The organism is Pseudomonas sp. BR20, assembly GCF_050780135.1.
GTDB lineage: Bacteria > Pseudomonadota > Gammaproteobacteria > Pseudomonadales > Pseudomonadaceae > Aquipseudomonas.
The window spans coordinates 338,011-357,168 of sequence record NZ_CP172012.1 but is presented as its reverse complement, the minus strand read 5'-3'; the positions used below and the strand labels follow the sequence as shown (position 1 = coordinate 357,168).

Below are 19,158 nucleotides of genomic sequence, written 5' to 3'. Positions count from 1 at the left end.
ATAGTCATTCGCTCAGGGTTTGCCGGGCTGTGACGCTTGCGTTCGTCCGCTTTCCCAGCCGCCGCCCAGGGCCAGGAACAGATCGATCTGGCTCATGGCAACCTGGGTGTTTGCCGCCGCCAGCTGCGCACGCATCGCGGTGTAGGTGCGGGTGGCTTGCAGGTCGGCGAGAAACGATTCGCGGCCGGCCTGGAAGAACCGGTGGGTCTGGTCCGCAGCCTCTTGGGCCGAGTGCTCGGCGTCCGCCAGCGCCTCGCGCCGTTGCAACACGGCGGTGTATTGCGCCAGGCCGGTCTGGGTTTCGCGGATGGCGTTGAGGACCACCCCGTCGAAATGCGCCAGGGCGCCCTGGGTCGCGGCTTCGGCTTCGTGGATGCGCGCACGGGCGCCGTTGGTCGGCACCGTCCAACTGATCATCGGGCCGAAGCCCCAGCGGTTGGTCGCCGGCTGGCCGAGGTTGTCGAGCAGGCCCACGGTGCCCACCGTGGCGCCGATGGCGATGTCCGGGTACAACGCGCCGGTGGCCACGCCGATACGCGCGGTGGCGGCGGCCAGTTGGCGTTCGGCCTGGCGCACGTCGGGGCGACGCTTGAGCAGTGCCGCGCCGTCGCCCACCGGCAACAATTGGGCGATGTGCGGCAGCTCGGCGCAGGTGCCGGTGCCCGCCGGCAGTTGGTCCACTGGCTTGGCCAGCAGCATCGACAGGCGGAACAGCCCGGCCTGGCGCGCCGCTTCATAGCGCGGCATGTCGGCGCGCAAGGATTTGTATTGGGTTTGCGAGCGGGTGACCTGGGTTTCATCACCACGGCCCGCGTCGCGCAGGCGTTGAGTCAGCTTGGTGCTCTGGGCTTGCAGGTCCAGGGACTCGTTGGCAATCGCCAGCTCTTCGTTGGCCGCGCACACCTGGGTGTAGGAGCGCACCACATCGGCCACCAGGGTGATGCGCGCGATATCGGCGGCGGCCTGGGCCGCATCGGCGCTGGCCTGGGCGCTTTCGATGCCACGTTGCAAGGTGCCGAACAGGTCGAATTGATACGAGGTGGTAATGCCCACGCTGCCGATGTTGTCCACCGGCACTTTGTCCGCCTGCAAAAACGCTTCGCCGGACTCCTGCAGGCGCTGCACCTCGGCCTTGGCGCCGGCACTCCAGCCGCCGGCAGATTCAGCTTGTTGGGTCTGATAACGCGCGCGCTGCAAGTTGGCAGCGGCCACGCGCAGGTCGGTGTTGGAGGCCATGGCCTGGCGCACCAACTCGTCCAGGCGCGGGTCTTTGTAGAGCTTCCACCAGTCGGCCGGCACTGGCGCCGACACCACGTTGTTGCCCTCGCCCGCCAGCTGCCCTTGCAGGTCAGTGCGGTTGACGGCAGACGTTGGCGGCAGCTTGTAATCCGGCCCCACCACTTGGCAGGCCGACAGCAACAACCCCAGCGCAGCGGTTGCCCAAAGCTGCTTCATGGCTTGGCTCCCTCATTGGGTTTGTCGCCAATGATCGACACAGTCGCCGTACGCCCGGCGATCATGCGGAAGTCCGCCGGCACATCGTCAAAGGCGATGCGCACCGGAATCCGCTGGGCCAGGCGCACCCAGCTGAACGCTGGGTTGACGTTGGGCAGCAGGTTCGAGCCGCTGCTGCGGTCGCGGTCTTCGATACCGGCGACGATGCTCTGCACATGGCCGTGCAGACGGGCGTTGTCGCCGATCACACGGATGTCGACGCCCATGCCGACGTGGATGCCGTCGAGTTTGGTCTCTTCGAAGTAGCCGTCGATATGGAAGGAATTGCTGTCCACCACCGACAGCACCGGCCGCCCGGCGGTGACGAATTCCTGGGTACGCGGCGCGCGGTCGTTGACGTAGCCGTCCACCGGGCTGCGGATGACGGAGCGATCGAGGTTGAGTTGGGCCGAATCCACCGTCACTTGCGCTTCGGCCAGGGCCGACTGGGCGCGGGCAACGCGGGACTGGCTTTCTTCCAGTTGCTCGCTGGGCACCAGGTTGCCGAGGCCACGGTTACGCTTGTACTCGCGGCTTGCCTGGGCCAGGGTTTCCTGGCGGTCGGCCACGGCGGCCTGGGCTTGGCGCAGGGCCAGCTTGAAGCGGTCCTGGTCCACGGCAAACAGTACCTGCCCCTTGGTCACCAGTTGGTTGTCGCGTACATCGACGCGCTGGATCAGCCCGGACACGTCGGGCGCGATCTGCACGATGTCGGCACGGATGTGGCCGTCACGGGTCCAGGGGGCAAACATGTAGTACATGACCATGCGCCACACAACGACGACCGCGAAGCTCACGATCAACAACGTCAGGACTACACGGCCGATGGTCAAAAAAGGTTTTTTCATGTCATCAGGTATCGACTGAGTGAGTCCACCGCGCCCAGCAACAGCGCGTAGAGCCCCACATTGAACAATGCCCGGTGCCAGACCAGGCGATAGAAGTGGACGCGAGTCAACAGCCCGTGAACCACCAGGAATAACACGTACGTAATGCCCATCAGCACCAGCAGCGTGGGCAGGAACACCCCGCTGATGTCCAGGTCACCGATCATAAAGGCGCTCCATCGGGTAGCGGCGCTTCCATCTCCGTGCCGCCAATGAATTCCACACCCGGCAACAAGGCCAGGCGCAGGCCGGCCAGCGCGTGCAGCAGGTGCAGGCGGGTGTCGTCTTCGTCTTGCAGGCCCTGGCCGTTGAGGGCGCGGCGCGTGCGGTCGAGGGTCATCAGCAGACCGCTGGGCGCGGGCAAGCGTTCACCCGCCTTGAGGCAGGCTTTGAAGTAACCGCCCACACCTTCCACCACTTGGTTGAGCAGCACCCGCGGTACGCCGAGGACGCGCGGCGAATAGGCCAGCAGGTCGAGCAGGTTGAGTGCCACGCGCAAGTCGCGCAGGGCACTGCCGGTGTCCTGGTTGATCAACGCCAGGCGCGGCAGGTGCTGCATCAGGCGGTCGAGCATTTGCGCGGCCAGGTGCCGGTGTTCGTTCAGAGTAGCGGGCTCGGTCAGACCGACGATGTCGCGCCAGCTGAAACGGGTCAGGCGCTTGGCCGCCAGTTCGGCGCCGAAGGGCCGTGCGATCAACGTCCACACAAAGGCGAACAGCAGGCCCACGGGCCCGGCCAGGTTGACGTTGGCGAAGTTGAGGAAGTCTGCGTCGTAGGCACCCTGGATGCTGATGAACGACGAGGTGTTCACCAGCGTCAGCAGCATGCCCAGGTAAAAACGTGGCTGCACGGTCAGCGTGCCGATGCAGATGAACGGCACCGCGAACGCCAGTACCAGCATCGGGAAATCATGCAGGTTGGGCAGGACCAGGAACAGATAGAGGCTGGCGAACAGCACCGACATGGCGGTCCAGAAAAAGAACCGATAGATCTGCGGTGCCGGGTCGTCCATCGAGGCGAAAAAGCTGCAGGCCACCGCTGCCAGGATCACCGCGCTGCCGCCGTCGGTCCAGCCCAGCAAAATCCACAGTACCGAAGCGACGATGATCGCGGTGACGGTGGAAAACGCCGAGTAGAACATCAGGCCACGGTCGAGGAACGGCGTGAGCCGGCCCAGGCGCCAGTGGCGGTACACGGCACGCCAGGTGTCCTGGCTTTCGCACTGGATGGCGGCTTGCAGGCTGCGACAGTCCTGCCACAGGTCGATCCACTCACCGAGGCGGTAGAGGGCGTTGGAGAACAGCAGCGTGTGGCGGTCATCCAAAGCTTCGCCGTGGGGTTGCTGGGCGTCGACCTGGTCACGCAGGGCGCGCCAGCGTTCCAGCGGTGCGCTTTCGGTGGTGTTTTCCAGCCACTGCCGGGTGGCTTCCAGCAGCGGCGTCAGTTGCTCTAGAAACTGCGGCGCACGCTGTTCGACGGCATACAGCGCATCGTCGAGTTCCTCCACCAACGGCAGCAGGTGGATCATGCGCCCGCGCAATTCCTTGGTATTGCGCACCGTCTGCGGCCGCGCGCCTTCGTGGGGCAACTGGCCGATCATCAATTCAAGGGTATTGAAGGTGGCAACCATGCCGCCACGCAGGGTGCTGACTTCTTCCGGCTGCACATTGCGGGTGAGAAAGCGCTGGCTGTAGACCTGGGCGTCGCTGAACCACTTGGCCACCGCGCCATCGAACACCGGCATCAGCCGCCGTGGCCAGAACATCGCGCCCACCACCGCCGCGACCGCAATGCCGAGGAAGATTTCTTCGGTCCGCGCCTCGGCCACATCCCACACCGCCAGCGGGTTATCCACCACCGGCAGGGCGATCAGCGGCAAGGTGTAGCCGGCGAGCATCAAGGCATAGTTGTTGGCGGTGCGCAGGTGCATGGAGAGGAACAGCAAGGTGCCCGTCCACAGTGCGATCACCACCACCAGGATGTACGGCGATTGCACAAACATCGGCACAAAAAACACCGCCGCCGCCGCCCCCATCAAGGTGCCGATGGCGCGGTACAACGCCTTGGAACTGGTAGGACCGACAAACGGGCTGGAGACGATATACACCGTCGCCATCGCCCAGTACGGACGCGGCATTTGCATCAGCATGGCGATGTACAACGCGATCATCGACGCGGCGAAGGTACGAACCCCATAGAACCAGTCACGGGCGGGCGGAAAACCGGTAAAAAATCCGTTCAAAGCGTCGCCGCCTCAAAGGCCCGCAGTACGCGCAGTGCGGCTTCCATATCGGCGGTCGGAAGGTCCGCCAGCACTTCGCGGCGCAGGCGCACCAATTGCACCTCCACCGCCTGCACCAACTGGCGACCACGCTCGGTCAGGCTCAGGGCCTTGGCGCGGCGGTCGTAGATGTCTTCGGTACGGCACACATAGCCGTCATGGCACAGCCGGTCGAGCAGACGCACCAGCGACGGGCTTTCCATCCCGGAGGCCTGGGCCACTTTGACCTGATGCACCCCGTCGCCCAGGCGGCCGATCATCAACAGCGGCACGGCGCAGGCTTCGGAGATGCCATAGCTGACCAGCGTGCTCTGGCAGATTTTGCGCCAGTTACGGGCGCCCACCACCATGCTGCTGCTGAGGTTCATCTGGAGTTGTTCGAGGGATTGAGGCACTGGATAGTTCGCATACAGTTAGTTTGCTAACTATCAATATGGAGAAAGGCGCTAGATGCGTCAAGTTTTGAAACAATTTAGCGATGGATGGAGCGATTCAGTGGCAACACCGCAGGACGAATGTGGGAGGGGGCTTGCTCGCGATAGCGGAGTGTCAGTGAACAGATTCATTAGCTGATCCACCGCCATCGGGGGCAAGCCCCCTCCCACCTTTGGGTCGGTGTCAGCTTCAGGATTGCTGTGCGGCCTGGCCATCCAGGCGACGCTTGTTTTGGCCCATCACATCGCGCAGGGGATTCGTGTGGCCGTGACCAAGTGGATGGTTGGGTCTGTGCAACCGGCTTATTGGCCGCTCAGTCTCCTAAGCGGCCCTGCTGGAAAACGTCAGCACCTTTTGCTCCACCGCCAGACGCTCCAGATTTTCACTGCCTCGGACGCAACGACTAACGCAGCCATTAACACCAAGTTGTAGTTAGGAAAAAACTGAGCACCTACCAGCAACAGCGAAACAGAGGGCACAATAAAAGCCAATCGCAAGGGTGTTTGAAGGTATGTAACCCACCTCACCTGTTCACGTCCAAGAAAGAACAGTAGGCACGAGATCACGATGGAAACTTGCAGCAGCATGGCAAAGCCGAACATGTATAACTGCACAACACTATGATCACGCAGCACCCATAAGGCACTTTCAAAATCGCTTAAATAAGGAATCCTTCCCTCTATTGCGCTGGCCACTGCATACCGAATCAGAAAAAGAGCATCCATGGCTCCCCAAAACCAAAAAACATGCTTGCGCGTCATTTTCCTGCTTCCTTGTACTCATAGGCCACATCCGGTGTTACAGGCTGCCAATGCCATGACTTACCACCCACCTGCCAGTTGTCATCGCCCTCCAGATAACGTTGTTTTATATGCCGCAGCTCTCCATACCGACGCTCAACTGATCGGTGGGCAAGTTGATCATCCCGACTATCAAGCCTTACCCACCGTTGAGTCATAACTCTAGTGGTGTTCGCGAGATCTTTCCCATCCGAGAGAAATACCCTTCCCTCATCAGCTGCTGAAACTAACCGATTAGCAGCGAGTATCGCGGTATTTTTAATTCCATCGTAATCGATGCTTACCTTCTCCCATTTGCCAGGCCCAACATACAGTCGGCGTCCCATTAGATGTTCATATTTGACGCAACATTCGCGACTTAAAGGGAGAAAGGGATAGTCCATCACAAACAACCACTCACCGGCTGCCAGTTTATCCAAAACCCGCCGTTGGTCTTTTTCAGCGGAGCAGCGAACGGGAGAAAGACCGCACTCACTGAGCAGTTCACTCAACCCGGGCAGCGCATATGGGGCACGAAAAAACTCTCGGACTTTTAGTCCTGCAAAATAGGGACTCTCGATCTTTGTGAGTTCATAGCTTTCAATTTCGTTGCGTGGGATCAAGCGTTTCATGTTGTGTCCAGAGCAGGGAGCTAGCGCCTGTTAATAACGAGCTCCTTCCACCGGCCACTATCATCCACTTCCGTTTAGTCGATAGGAAATTTCCCAGTGTCGCGCAGAGCATGCCCCACCTTCTCTTCAATAAACTCAAACACCTCCTCCGACACGCTGTACTGAAACTGTTTGCGCCGGAGCTTGGAAATCTTGCCCTCGTTATCCAGGCACATCATCACCAGCTTCGATAGATCACTGCCGCGCACATCAAAGCGCTGGTTCACGGCCTTGATCACGCGGTCGTAGCGGTCGAGAAATTCGGTTTCTTCGCGCAGTTCCACTTCCAGCGCCCGGCGGGCCATTTGCAGGGTGAATTCGACGCAGTGGGTGGCGTCCCAGTAGCGGTAGATCGAGGGGTGGCCGATGAAGTCGAAGGCCATTTGATCGCCGTCCAGCCACGTGACGTTCCAGAATTCCCGCGTCGGGTGGGAAAAGGCTTTGAGTGCCGCCAGATAGGCTTGTTCTTCGTGTTTCATCGCGACGGACACCGGTAGCAGCAAGCCGTTTTCCAGTGCCCCGTAATGGCAGAGCGTCTGATGGATCAGGAAGCGCGACAATCGCCCGTTGCCGTCCATAAACGGGTGCAGGAATACGAAGCCGAAGGCAGTGACTGCCGCTGCTACCAGGGGGTCGACTTCACGTACTGGCTGATTGGCGAAGGCCATCAGCTCTTCCATCAGTTCCTGGCAAAGTTCAGGGGCTGGAGGAACATAGCTGACGCCCGCCGCGCCGCGCAGGCCGTTGTGCAGATGATTCTGCTCATGGCGAAACGCGACAGCTTTGTCGAAGGGGTTGTAGACGGTGCTGTTCTGCAGGTCTACCAGGTAGTCCTCGGTCAGCAAGCGGCCTTCGTGGGCCTGGCGTAACAGTTGAACGAAGCGGCGGGATTTTTCTTCGCTGGGTTGTTCTTTTTCGATGGCAAACGAATCACGGGTTTCGTGGAGGTAGGCCCACTGGATGGCACGGTCCATCATTTCGGGTGAGAGGGTGGCCATGAAGGATTTGGCGCGGCCCAGCACATTGAGCGCCAACAACGCGTCCAGCTCAGGCGTTCGCTCCACGGTGGCGCAGTAATGCAGAGACCCCAAGCCGTTGAAATCCACGCGCCAGCGGCTGTTGCGGATGCTGGGTCCGGTTACGTAGCGCTCGGGATCGAATAAGGCAACGACGCGGCCTCGAACGGGCTTTGAATAATCCAGGGCCTGCCCAGTAAATCCCTCCCATAGAAAACAAGCTTTGCGAATGAACGCACCATTGGGCGAATCCGCCAAGGCAACCAAAAAGGGCTCAGGACCAAGCCGTTCAAAAACCTGGGCGAGCACGGCCAGGTTCACGCCTTCATGCTTGAGAGCAAATAGCACATGCTCAAATAACGCAGCATGCGCGGGCGCCACAGCGGCCGGCACAGCCAGACAAGTGCCGATTCGAGTGATTCTGGTCACGGGTTTAATCATCGCAACACGGGAGGGCGCAATAATCTTCAGGTCCAGTACTTCACATAGATGGGCATATCCGACTGTTGCCAAGGTGAATCCCCCAAGAAAAAATAACTCAGGCGATTAGAGCCCAGTTTTTTTTACTGCTCACCTTTTTTTTTTACAAAAACACAATTTTCAAAAGATTTTTTTACACCTCTCGCCCACCCCGCAACATCAGGTTCAACTCATCGACCACTTCCGCCCAATCCGCATCGTCCAGAATTTCCTCACGCAAAAATGCTTTCTGGCTCTCCGTCCAGAAAAACGCCTCTGCCAATTTCAGATCCGGCTTGAGTGGCGAGTGGGCGGTCACAAACCGATCAATACTGACCGGGTCATGCTCCAGGCCAAGCTGTTTGAACAATGACGGCAAACTGTGCACGGGCGATTCCATGACGGGCTCCTGAAAGAAGGTAGTTAACCGAGTCTAGCGGCAGCCCTCGGGTTGCGGTTGCGGCGCGTTGCACAACACGAATAAACGCGCCCTGGCACCGCCGCCATCCTGGCGACTCAGCTCGCGCCAGCCCTCGGGCAGCGGAGCGAACTCATCCGGCGCTTCGTTGCTGCTGATCAGCCAGACGCGGCGGGTGTCGGCGGGCAGTGCCGACAGGCGGTCGAGGTAAATGCGCCCGCCGTCCTGGTCCACCAGGGTGCCGAAGCCGTAGGCGTTCGGCCGGGTCGGCGTGCCATCGGGCCTGGGCGGGGTGTAGAGCTGCAGTTGGGCGTCGGTCTGGTCGTAATACACGTAGCTGAGGTACCACATCATGTCGCTGAGGACGATGCGGTCGTCTTCCTGGTAATTGCGATTGACGAACTCCACCGGCACGTTGAATTGGTCGTGCTCATCCACCGTGAAGTTGTTGTTGAGGCCCACCAGCTCCACGCCGACAAACAGCACGAACAGCGCCGCACCCACCAGCGACAAGCGCGCAGGCAGGCGGTCGATAGCCATGGCTACAAGGATCGGCAAACCCAAGGCGTACACCGTAAGGTAGCGCTCGATAAACACAGGGGAGATAAACGACACCCCGTAGACCAGCAACAGCGGCAGCAGGAAAAACAGCGCCAGCAGGCAAGCGGGCCGATGGCGTTCGCGGTCTCGCGCGGCAGTCATCACGACCACGGCCATCAGCAACAGCGGGACCCACCAGAACAGCGGCGGCCAGAAACCGACACCTTCATCCTGTAACACGAACTGCCAGACCATCGAAGGCAGGGAAAACAGGGTGACCGGTTCTTCCCAGCCAATGTCCCCGCCTACCTTGAGTTGTTCGACGTGCTGCACCAGGTCCAGCAGGTTCGGCAACCACGGCACGTACAACAGCACAATCGCAGCATTGGCTACCCACCAGGCCGGGCGCGCGATCAGCCGTCGGCCTCGCGGCTGCGCCTGCCACAGCACCCCCAGGTAAGCCCAATGCACCAGCACGCACAGGGCGGTGAAGTAATGGGTGTAGAACCCGGCGCTCATCAACACCACATACACGGCCAGGTAGCGCAGGCGCTCGGGTTGGCGCACCCAGTACACCAGCGCCAGCGTGGCCCCCAGCAGCCACACGCCCAGCAGCGAATACATGCGCACTTCCTGGCTGTAGCGCACCGCCGTGGGCAGCAGCGCCAGCAGGATCCCCGCCAGCACGGCAGCACGCCGGGTCGACAGTTGCCGTGTCAGCCAGACCCCCAGGCCCACGGCAATCACGCCAGGGACGGCACTCATGCCACGAATCGACCAGATACTGTCGCCGAACAGCTCGATCCAGCCGCGCAGCATGAAGAAGTACAACGGCGGGTGCACATCGTGGGCCGCGTGAAACCACAGGTCGGTCGCAGCGTATTCGCTGAGCAGCAAGCTTGAGCCTTCGTCGCCCCAGATCGCCGCCGAGGTGAGATGGTAAAACCGCAGCGCCATGGCGAGTGCCAGGATCGGCACCCACCACAAGCGGCTGAGCCAGCCGGCGCCCTCCCAGGTAAGGCGATTGAATGCCGGCAACGCCCCGACCTTTTCGTTTTGCTCTACCACAGACCGACGCACCTCGATTCCTCTACAACTGCTTTGATTGCCCACGTGCAAACACCGCCACTCTAGGACAAAAGCCCAAGAATCGCTGCTGGAATCGGACAAATCGGCAATTTGTGTAGGGCTTCACCAAAGCGCTGGTACGAACAAGCTATTATTGCCCCCCTCCAAGGACCCAGGATCAAGGACACGTCATGCGCATCGGTTTTCTATCACCCCTGGCACTGGCCCTGCTGGCCGGTATTTCCCAGCAGGCCCAGGCCAGCTCCGACGATTCGTGCTACCCCGATTGGCGTGTCTCGCGTGACAGCCTGGACCCTTGCAACAACGTGCCGTTCCTGAGCCCAGGCAATGACAGCCGGGCCAACCTGCGCCTGTTGCTGGCCGACAAAAAGGCCGCGCCATTGTCGCCCAAGGCGTTGAGCGAAGATGACCTGGCCCAGGGGTTCGGCCCGGTGCCGTTCCCGGTGTATCGCCTGGCCGCTGCCTCCAGCGCCGAGACTGAGCCCGACTCGGACGATTCGCCTACCGCCGAACTCGACACCCTGCTGACGCCCCTGGGCATCAAGCGCGAGGAGTACAAAACCGCCGGCGAAGCGTTCCTCAATGGCGAAGGCAGCCGCTGCCGCAGCAACGACGATGACAGCGCCACGGCGTTTATCCGCCAAGTGGTCAAGGCCGATATGCCGGCGGCCGAGCGCGAACTGCTCGCGAAGGCGCGGCTGCAACTGCTCACCACCTGCACCTGGGATGGCCCGGTGATCGCCGAGCCGCAGCAGATCCAGTCAGCTGACGGCCAACTGTTTCGCACCTACTTGCAAGCCGCCGCCGACTTCTACAGCGGCCGCTTCGCCGAGGCCGCGCAAGGCTTTGCTGGCGTCGGCAGTGCCCAGTCGCCGTGGCTGAAGGAAACTGCGCTGTACATGACCGCCCGCACAGCGCTCAACCAGGCCCAGGCCGACACCTATGACGAAGACGGCGTGCCGCACCTGGACCGTGTGGATAAGCCCGCACTGGCCACGGCCGAGCAGGGCTTCAACGCCTACCTGAAGACTTATCCACAGGGCGAGTACGCGGCCTCGGCCCACGGTCTGCTGCGCCGGGTGTACTGGCTGGCCGACGACAACACCCAGCTCGCCGACGCGTTCGCCTGGGCACTGACGGCCACCGACGAGCAGCGCAATGTGTCTGAGGATGAGCTGGTAGAAGAAGCTGACCTCAAGCTGTTGATGGTCAACAGCGATACCGTCAAGACCCCGATGATCCAGCTCGTCAGCGACCTGATGGTGATGCGCGGCGGCAACCAGCCGGCCCTCAGCCGCGCAGACCTTGAGAAGCAAAAGGCCGTGTTCGCCAGCGAGCCAGAGCTCTATGAGTACTTGCTGGCCGTGTGCGCGCTGTACATCGAGCATCAACCGGACGCCACCTTGAAGCAGTTGCCGCAGAGCGTGCCGTCGAACCTGAACTACTTCGCCTTCAGCCAACAGACCCTGCGCGCCCTGGCACTGGAAGCCAAGCAGGACTGGAAAGGCGCCGAGGCCCTGTGGCTGCAACTGTTGCCACTGGCAAAACTGCCGCTGCAACGCGACCAGTTGGAGTTGGCCCTGGCCATGAACTACGAGCGCAGCGGCCAGTTGGCCAAGGTGTTCGCCAGCGATTCGCCGATCAGCGCCAAACAAGTGCGCTACATCCTGCTGCGCAACGTCGCCGGGCCTGAACTGCTGCGCCAACAGATCGCCCAGGCCAGCGATCCGTTGGAGCGCCAGACGGCGCAATTCGTGCTGCTCTACAAAGACCTGCTGCGCGGCCAGTTCGCCACGTTCGCCGAGGACCTCAAGCAACTGCCGGCCCAGGCCCCCGAGGACAAACTGGGCACCAGCCTGGGTTATGTCTACAGCGCCAGCCAGACGCTTAAGCTGTTCCAGTGGAACGGCGACAAGGCCGAATCCGGCTACGCCTGCCCGAGCATCGCGCAAACCGCAGCGACCTTGCAGACCGACGCGAAGAACCCCCAGGCCCTGAACTGCTTCGGCGAATTCATCCTGCGCAACGGCCTGGACGGCATGCCCCTGGAACAAGCCCGTGCCGCCGGCAGCCTGGGCAGCAGCGCATCGGACTTCAAGGGTGAAACCTTCTCGCGGCTCGACGGTTACAAGCAGGTCATCGCCAACGCCAAGGCGCCAAAAAACGATAAGGCCTACGCCTTGTTCCGCGCCATCAACTGCTACGCGCCGGCCGGCTACAACAGCTGCGGCGGCCAGGACGTCGAGCCCGCCGTGCGCAAAGCCTGGTTCCGCCAACTGAAAAGTGGTTTCGCCGACACCCAGTGGGGCAAATCGCTGCAGTACTACTGGTGAAACACCTGTGGCTGGGCGTGCTGTTGCTGGCAAGCCCGGCATTCGGTGCCGTCGATGCCCGCGACTATGACGCCTTCTGGCTGTGGAGCGGCGTCACTCCGCAGCCGGTACTCAAGCAGGCCAAGACCCTGTACATCCTCCAGGGCCAGATCAACTCCACCCGCCGCGCGCCCCAGCGCGGTGTGCAACTGATCGCCCAAGGCATCAGCGTACCGCGCCTCACCCGAGGCGAGGTCTGGGTAGTCTACCGCGCCCACACCCTGCACTGGCCCGAACAGGTCTACACCCAACTGCTCGGCCAGGTACAACGCTGGCGCGACGCAGGCAACCCGGTGGTCGGCATCCAGATCGACTTCGACGCCCGCACCCAATACCTGCACGAATACGCCGACTTCCTGCGCGACCTGCGCCAACGCCTGCCGGCCGATCTGAAACTGAGCATCACCGGCCTGATGGACTGGAGCAGCAACGCCGACCCCACCGCCATCGCCCAGCTTAAGGGCGTGGTAGATGAAGTGGTGGTACAGACCTATCAAGGGCGCCAGAGCATTCCGGATTACGCGGCGTATCTGCCACGGATGAACCGGATGGGACTGCCGTTCAAGATCGGTTTGATTCAGGGCGGGGAGTGGGAGGAGCCGGGGTATTTGCAGGGGAGTGAGTGGTTTCGGGGGTATGTGGTGTTTTTGCGGAATCACTAAGCGTTTGCAGCGGATACACCGACTCCCACCCTCCCCCCAACGCCTTGTACAGCCCCACCATCGCCAACGACACCCCAGTGGAACTCTCCACCCACTGCTCCTGCGTGGCCAGCAGCGCGCTTTGCACGGTGAGTACGTTGACGAAATCCACCACGCCTTCGACGTACTGGTGCTGCGCGGTGGTCAGGGCGATCTGGTTCTGGCGCACGGCTTCGGCGAGGCTGTCGCGGCGCAGTTGGCTGGCGTTGTAGCGGGTCAATTGGTCGTCGATTTCATGCCAGGCGCGCAGCACAGTTTGCTGGTAGGCCAGGGCCGCTTCCTGTTGCTGGGCTTCGCGCAGGTTCAGCATGCCTTGCAGGCGTCCGCCGTTGAACAGCGGCAGGCTCACTTGCGGGCCGAAGGCAAACGCGCGGGAGCCCCAGGAGCCGAAATCCGACAGTTGCATGGCCTGGGAGCCGAGGCTGCCGGACAAGGTGATGCGCGGGTAAAAGTCGCCCTTGGCCACGCCGATGCTGGCGGTGGCGGCGTGCAGGCGCGCTTCGGCCTGGCGGATGTCGGGGCGGCGCTCGGCGAGTTCCGACGGCAGGCCGATGGCGACCTGGCGGTGGGTCTGCGGCACGGCAGCATCCTTGGACAATTGCGCGTGCAAGGCTTGAGGTGGCTCGCCCATCAGCAGGCTGAGGGCGTTGATCAACTGGTCCTGGCGTTGCTGCAGATCCGGCAGGCGCGCTTCGATGGCGGCGACCTGGGCGGCGGCTTCGGCGACGTCCAGGTCTGTGGCCACGCCGTCGGCCAGGCGCAGTTGCGAGAGCTTGAGGCTGTGGCGGGCGACGTCGAGGTTTTGCTCGGTCACCGCGCGGGTGTTTTGCACGCCGCGCAGTTGGATGTAGTCCTGGGCTGTCTCGGCCAGCACCGATAACAACACGGCGCGGCGGTCGTTTTCCGCCACTTGCAGGGTGGCGTCGGCGGCTTCGGTTTCGCGTTTGACCCGGCCCCAGAAGTCCAGCTCCCAGGACGCCGAGAATCCCGCGTCCCACTGGTTGAACGCGGAACGGCCGTTTTCGCCGGAGGGGTCGTTCAAGCCTTTGCCGCTGTTGCGTTTGCGCTGGTAGGCACCCGTGGCGTCGACAGTGGGATAGCGCTCGGCGGTGGTCACCTGGCGCACGGCGCGGCTTTGTTGCAGGCGGCTGCTGGCCAGTTTCAGGTCGAGGTTATCGCTGAGCGCGCGGCGCGTGAGGGCCGACAGTTGCTCGTCGTGGAACACGTCCCACCAGCGTTCTTGCAGCGGCTCGCTGACAGCGTGGCTGGCGGCTTGTCGACCCTGAGGTTCGCTCCATTGCGTGGCTTGCGAGGTGTCCGGGCGCTGAAAATCCGGGCCGACGGTGCAGGCGCTCAGGCTGATAACGCTCAGGGTGAGCCAGGCGAGGTGTTTCATTGCTGGGCCACCTCACGCTGCTGCGCGACCGGCTGGGTGTCGACGCTGGCCTCGACCGACATGCCGACCCGCAGGCGCTCGGTCAGCGGCTGGTTGGGTTCGAGGACAATCTTCACCGGGATACGCTGCACCACCTTGGTGAAGTTGCCGGTTGCGTTATCCGGCTTGACCGACGCGAAGGTCACACCCGTGGCGGGCGCAAGGCTCTCCAGGTGGCCGTTGAGCAGCTCCCCGTCGAGGCTGTCGACCCGCACCTGTACGGCCTGGCCGGCGTGCATATGGGACAGCTGGGTTTCCTGGAAATTGGCCACCACATACGCCTCGGCCAACGGCACCACCGCGAGGATCTTGCTGCCCGGCGTCACATAGGCCCCCACCCGCACCGCGCGCTCACCGACCATGCCATCCACCGGCGCGACGATGCGCGTATAGGACAGCTGATAGCTGGCCATTTCCAACGCGGCCTGGGCACGCTTGAGCCCACCTTCGGCGGCATCGCGCTGGGCAGTGAGGATTTCCACCTGCTTGCGCTCGGCCGCCAACACCGCGGTGGCGTTGGCCAGGCGCGCGGTGGCCTGGTCGATGCGGGTCTTGGCTTGCTGGGCGTTCTGCACGGTACCCGCGCCCACCCCGGCGAGGTGGTTGTAGCGGTTCAGTTCGTGTTCGGCGAAGGCGACTTCGGCACGGTCTGCCGCCACGGTGGCCTGGGCCTGGGCAATCACCGAGCTTTGGCGCTCCAGGGTCGCGGTGGCGTTTTTCAGCTGGGCCTGGGCGACCAGGGTGTCGGCGTCGGCGGCCTGGGCAGCGGCGCGAAAATCGCGGTCGTCGATCAGCGCCAACAGTTGGCCGGCCTTGACGCGCTGGTTGTCTTCCACCAGCACTTCCTTGATAAAGCCCGCCACACGTGGCGCCACCAGGGTGAAGTCGGCGGCGACGAAGGCGTCGTTGGTGGCCTGGCGTTTGTTGCCCAACAGGTCGGGCGCGGCCAGGTACACCAGCACGCCGACGGCAAACACGGCGATAACGGAGACGGCAATTTTGTCTTTGCGTTTCATGGGAAGTCCTTGTGGCTAGGTCGGTGCGCGAGGCGGAAAAATCCGCGTGGGCATCCAGAAAATCAGTAGGATCAACGCCACCGCGACAGCGGCCATGACGTAATAGAGATCCGAAGAAGTCAGCACCACGGCCTGTTCGTGCAGGCGGTGGGCCAGGCCCGGCGCATCGCCGTCGGCCAGCGGCGAGTTACCCAGGCGGTCCACCAGCATGGTCGAGTGAAAGTGCAGGCGCTGGGTGGTCAGCGCATCCAGCACGCCGGTGGCAATCACGGCGGCCAGGCCTTTGACGGTGTTGAACCAGGCCGAGGCGAACGGCCCATCCGCCGGTTGGATGCTGCCGGTGGAGAGCATCAGCAGCGGCAACACCGCCATGGGCTGCCCGAAGATTTGCAGCAGGTACAGGCCGTAGAAATCGTCGCGAATCCACGCCGAGGTCAGGTGCGCACTGCCCACGCAGCACAGCACCAACATGCCCAGCCCGATCCCAAGTACCCAGCGGCAATCGACCCAACGCAGGTTGCACAACGCAGCCACCAGAGGCAGCGCGATCAATTGCGGCAGCGCCATCAGCAGCATCACCGGCGCGGTTTGCAGGGGGCGATAACCCTGGACCTGGGCGAGGAAACTCGAGGGGATGATGATCACCGAGGTCAGCACCATCAGCACGCCTGCCAGCACGATCAGGGCAAACGCCAGGTTGCGCAGGCCGAGCATCTGCAACTTGAAAAACGGCATCGGGTGCGACCATTCATTGAACATGAACAGCACCAACAGCAGGCTGCCGCCACACAGCAGGAAGGTGATCAGGCCCGACTCGAACCAGTCCAGGCGATTGCCCTGCAGAATGCCGATCACCAGCATGCAGATCGCCGGAAACCCCAGCAGCAGGCCGCGCCAGTTGAACTGCTTGAAGCGCTCCAGGCGCAGCGGGTCTTGCGGCAAGCCGAAAGCCACGGCGGCCATCGCCAGCAGACACGGCCCGACGATCTGCCAGAACGCCCACTGCCAGCCGACATATTCAGTCCACAGCGCCGCCAATGGCGTGCCGAGGCTCGGCCCGAACGTGGCGGTAAGTGCGTAGCCAGCCAGGCCATACAGCTTGACGTTGGCCGGCAGGAAGCGCAGCGCCACGGTCATCAGCATCGGCGGCAAGGCACCGCCCGCCAGGCCTTGGACGGTACGCAGCAGCAGCAGGCTTTCGTAGTTCGGCGCAAACGGGCAAAGGATGCCCAGCACGGTGAACAGGCCGATGGCGCACAGGGTGAAGCGCCGCAGGGAAAACGTCACCGAACACCAGGGCGCAAAGGCCATGGCCGACACGGAGGTGGCCGTGTACGCAGCGACCAGCCAGGTGCCTTCGTCAAAACCGATGTACAGCGCACCGCGAATATCCGCGAGGGCCACCTTGGTGACCATCTCGTTGAGACCGGACACCAGTACCGCCAGCAACACGCCGACCAGGCCGATGATGATGCGCGGTCCAAATACAGGCGGGGTGATAGCGGTGGGTTTGGCTGCAGCCGCAAGGGTGGGGGCAGCGAGGGAAGTCATGAACAGGTAACTCGGGATTAGAAATACCCGAGCAGTTTAATCAGGCACATGCATGACAAAAAGTTACATGTTGGCAGGGTATAAGTGCACCAGACACAATCCTGGATTCACTATAGAACCCTTGTGGGAGGGGGCTTGCTCCCTCCCACATTTTGACCGTGCATGGCTTGTAAATCAGGTCGGCTGTGCTTCCAGCCAGGTGGCGTGGCAGCTCTCACGCATCGTCTCGCGCAGCCACTTATGAGCCGGGTCTTTGTCGAAGCGCGGGTGCCAGGATTGGGCCAATACCAACGTCGGCAGCGAGATCGGCAACGCGAACGCGCGCAGCGGCAGCTTCAGGCGATTGGCGCTGTAGAGCGCCTCTTTGGGCACCGGCAGAATCAGGTCGGAGTCGGGCAACATGAACATCGCACCGTGAAAGCCCGGGGCAATCATCGCCACGCGTCGCTCCAGGCCCTGGGCATTCAGTGCAGTGTCAATCGGGCCTCGGGCGATGCCACGCCGCGAGATGCTGATATGGGAATAGCTGGCGAAGCGCGCGGCGGTGATCTCTTCGTCAAACAATGGATGGTCCTCGCGCGCCAGACCGACGAAGGTGGTGGAAAACAGGTTCTGCACCTTCACTTCCGGGGTGACCGGCATGGTGTTGCTCACCCGCAGGTCCAGCCGCCCTTCGCGCAGCGCTTCGTCGTCGGTGTCGCCTTCGGGTACGAAACACAGCTCGCACAACGGCGCCATGCGCTCCATGGTGTCGAACAGGCGTCCACCATACACGCCGATGAAAAAGTCATTGGCGCGCACACTGAAGCGACGGCGCAGGGTGCTCAGGTCAACCTGATCCGCCGAGCGAAACAGCAACGCCGCCTGCTCCACCACGTTGCGCACCTGGCTCTGCAACTGCAAGGCCTTGGGCGTGGGTACCAGCCCGCGACCGGCGCGTACCAGGATCGGGTCGCCCACCGCTTCGCGAATACGTGTGAGGGTACGGCTCATGGCCGCCGGGCTGAGGTTCATCCGCCGCGCGGCGCCCACCACGCTACCCTCGTCGAGCAGGGCGTCGAGGGCGACCAGCAGGTTCATGTCGGGTAGTTGCATGCCAAGCACTCGTGATCAGTCGGGAGTGAGCTGGCCGCAATCGTAGCAGGATGGGTGTATCAGCGCTGCATGCCCCAACGCTTCACGGTGAGCCGCTCGAAGGTGTCGAACACCAGGTTCTCCACCAGCAGGCCGATCAGGATCACCACCGCCAACCCAGCGAATACCTTGTCGGTGTACAGCTCATTGCGGTTCTGGAAGATGTACCAGCCCAGACCGCCCTTGCCGCTGGTCGCACCGAATACCAGCTCGGCGGCGATCAGGGTGCGCCAGGCGAAGGCCCAGCCGATTTTAAGACCGGCGAGGATCGACGGCAGTGCCGCCGGGATCAGGATGAACACCACGAAACGCATGCCCTTGAGGCCATAGTTGCGGCCGGCCATGCGCAGGGTTTCGGACACACCGAGAAACCCCGAATACGTGTTGAGCGCCAGCGCCCACAACACCGAATGTACCAGCACGAAGATCAGGCTGTTCTGGCCCAGGCCAAACCACAGCAGCGCCAACGGCAATAAAGCGATGGCCGGCAGCGGGTTGAACATCGAAGTCAGAGTGCTCAGCAGGTCACGGCCCAATTGGGTCGACACGGCCAGGGTGGTCAGGGCAAACGCCAGCACGATGCCGATCAGGTAGCCCTTGATCAGCACCACCAGCGAGATGCTCACCTTGCTCAGCAGTTCGCCACTGAGCAGGCCGTCGTAGAGCGCGTGAAAGGTCTGCAGGAAACTCGGCAGCAGCAGGTCATTGTTCTGGTAGCGCGCGACGGCTTCCCAAAGGCTCGCGAGCACGATCAGGATCAGGCCCTTGCGCAGCCAGCCTTGCTGCCACAGGCGTTGGCGCAGGGGCAGTTCGCGTTCAACGGGGACGCTGAGCAGCGGCTCAAGGGTAATTTCGTATTCCTGGCGCATTGGGTTGTCCC

17 protein-coding genes are annotated in these 19,158 nt (G+C 62.5%); 2 read left to right on the top strand and 15 right to left on the bottom strand.

Features of this window, described 5'->3' with window-relative positions:
- Nucleotides 1-12 precede the first annotated feature (12 nt).
- The 10 genes from ACHPFG_RS01625 to ACHPFG_RS01580 form a co-directional block, all read right to left on the bottom strand.
- Nucleotides 13-1,455, bottom strand: coding sequence for an efflux transporter outer membrane subunit (locus ACHPFG_RS01625; RefSeq protein ID WP_431701432.1), 1,443 nt, complete (start codon nucleotides 1,453-1,455; stop codon nucleotides 13-15).
- A complete protein-coding gene (locus tag ACHPFG_RS01620) occupies nucleotides 1,452-2,342 on the bottom strand; it encodes an efflux RND transporter periplasmic adaptor subunit (protein WP_431701431.1) in 891 nt (296 codons plus the stop codon). Before ACHPFG_RS01620 ends, ACHPFG_RS01625 begins: the two co-directional genes overlap by 4 nt.
- A complete protein-coding gene (locus ACHPFG_RS01615; RefSeq protein ID WP_012721577.1) occupies nucleotides 2,339-2,548 on the bottom strand; it encodes a DUF1656 domain-containing protein in 210 nt (69 codons plus the stop codon). The genes ACHPFG_RS01620 and ACHPFG_RS01615 overlap by 4 nt, the downstream gene beginning before the upstream one ends.
- Complete coding sequence (locus ACHPFG_RS01610; RefSeq protein WP_431701430.1) at nucleotides 2,545-4,623, bottom strand: FUSC family protein; 2,079 nt, start codon at nucleotides 4,621-4,623, stop codon at nucleotides 2,545-2,547. The genes ACHPFG_RS01615 and ACHPFG_RS01610 overlap by 4 nt, the downstream gene beginning before the upstream one ends.
- Nucleotides 4,620-5,030, bottom strand: coding sequence for a MarR family winged helix-turn-helix transcriptional regulator (locus ACHPFG_RS01605; RefSeq protein ID WP_431701429.1), 411 nt, complete (start codon nucleotides 5,028-5,030; stop codon nucleotides 4,620-4,622). The genes ACHPFG_RS01610 and ACHPFG_RS01605 overlap by 4 nt, the downstream gene beginning before the upstream one ends.
- 411 nt (nucleotides 5,031-5,441) lie before the next feature.
- The gene (locus ACHPFG_RS01600) at nucleotides 5,442-5,858 is read right to left on the bottom strand and encodes a hypothetical protein (protein ID WP_431701428.1); all 417 of its coding nucleotides are present in this window, start codon (nucleotides 5,856-5,858) and stop codon (nucleotides 5,442-5,444) included.
- Nucleotides 5,855-6,508 carry a hypothetical protein gene (locus ACHPFG_RS01595; RefSeq protein WP_431701427.1) on the bottom strand — a complete coding sequence of 218 codons (654 nt, stop codon included), beginning with the start codon at nucleotides 6,506-6,508 and terminating at the stop codon, nucleotides 5,855-5,857. The genes ACHPFG_RS01600 and ACHPFG_RS01595 overlap by 4 nt, the downstream gene beginning before the upstream one ends.
- 74 nt (nucleotides 6,509-6,582) lie before the next feature.
- Nucleotides 6,583-8,076, bottom strand: a complete 1,494-nt coding sequence (locus ACHPFG_RS01590) for a Fic family protein (RefSeq protein ID WP_431701426.1) — start codon at nucleotides 8,074-8,076, stop codon at nucleotides 6,583-6,585.
- Nucleotides 8,077-8,176: 100 nt separating this feature from the next.
- Complete coding sequence (locus ACHPFG_RS01585) at nucleotides 8,177-8,422, bottom strand: DUF2789 domain-containing protein (protein WP_431701425.1); 246 nt, start codon at nucleotides 8,420-8,422, stop codon at nucleotides 8,177-8,179.
- A 33-nt stretch (nucleotides 8,423-8,455) separates the two neighbouring features.
- Nucleotides 8,456-10,060 (bottom strand): glycosyltransferase family 39 protein, encoded by a 1,605-nt coding sequence (locus ACHPFG_RS01580; RefSeq protein ID WP_431701424.1) that lies wholly within the window; start codon nucleotides 10,058-10,060, stop codon nucleotides 8,456-8,458.
- Between the two features lie 179 nt (nucleotides 10,061-10,239).
- Between ACHPFG_RS01580 and ACHPFG_RS01575 the strand changes: the two genes are divergently transcribed.
- Together ACHPFG_RS01575 and ACHPFG_RS01570 are read left to right on the top strand one after the other, a co-directional pair.
- On the top strand, nucleotides 10,240-12,402 hold the full coding sequence (locus ACHPFG_RS01575) for an outer membrane assembly lipoprotein YfiO (RefSeq protein WP_431701423.1): 2,163 nt from the start codon (nucleotides 10,240-10,242) through the stop codon (nucleotides 12,400-12,402).
- Entirely contained in the window at nucleotides 12,399-13,103 is a 705-nt protein-coding gene (locus ACHPFG_RS01570; protein WP_431701422.1) for a DUF3142 domain-containing protein, read from the top strand. Before ACHPFG_RS01575 ends, ACHPFG_RS01570 begins: the two co-directional genes overlap by 4 nt.
- Here the strand turns inward: ACHPFG_RS01570 and ACHPFG_RS01565 are convergent.
- The 5 genes from ACHPFG_RS01565 to ACHPFG_RS01545 form a co-directional block, all read right to left on the bottom strand.
- Nucleotides 13,003-14,538: an efflux transporter outer membrane subunit gene (locus ACHPFG_RS01565; protein ID WP_431701421.1), complete on the bottom strand. Its 1,536-nt coding sequence runs from the start codon at nucleotides 14,536-14,538 to the stop codon at nucleotides 13,003-13,005. The genes ACHPFG_RS01570 and ACHPFG_RS01565 overlap by 101 nt on opposite strands.
- Complete coding sequence (locus ACHPFG_RS01560) at nucleotides 14,535-15,593, bottom strand: HlyD family secretion protein (protein ID WP_431701420.1); 1,059 nt, start codon at nucleotides 15,591-15,593, stop codon at nucleotides 14,535-14,537. Before ACHPFG_RS01560 ends, ACHPFG_RS01565 begins: the two co-directional genes overlap by 4 nt.
- Nucleotides 15,594-15,608: 15 nt before the next feature.
- The gene (locus ACHPFG_RS01555; RefSeq protein ID WP_431701419.1) at nucleotides 15,609-17,144 is read right to left on the bottom strand and encodes an MFS transporter; all 1,536 of its coding nucleotides are present in this window, start codon (nucleotides 17,142-17,144) and stop codon (nucleotides 15,609-15,611) included.
- A 174-nt stretch (nucleotides 17,145-17,318) separates the two neighbouring features.
- On the bottom strand, nucleotides 17,319-18,239 hold the full coding sequence (locus ACHPFG_RS01550) for a LysR family transcriptional regulator (protein ID WP_431701418.1): 921 nt from the start codon (nucleotides 18,237-18,239) through the stop codon (nucleotides 17,319-17,321).
- 59 nt (nucleotides 18,240-18,298) lie between these two features.
- Nucleotides 18,299-19,147 (bottom strand): ABC transporter permease, encoded by an 849-nt coding sequence (locus ACHPFG_RS01545; RefSeq protein ID WP_431701417.1) that lies wholly within the window; start codon nucleotides 19,145-19,147, stop codon nucleotides 18,299-18,301.
- Between the last annotated feature and the right edge of the window lie 11 nt (nucleotides 19,148-19,158).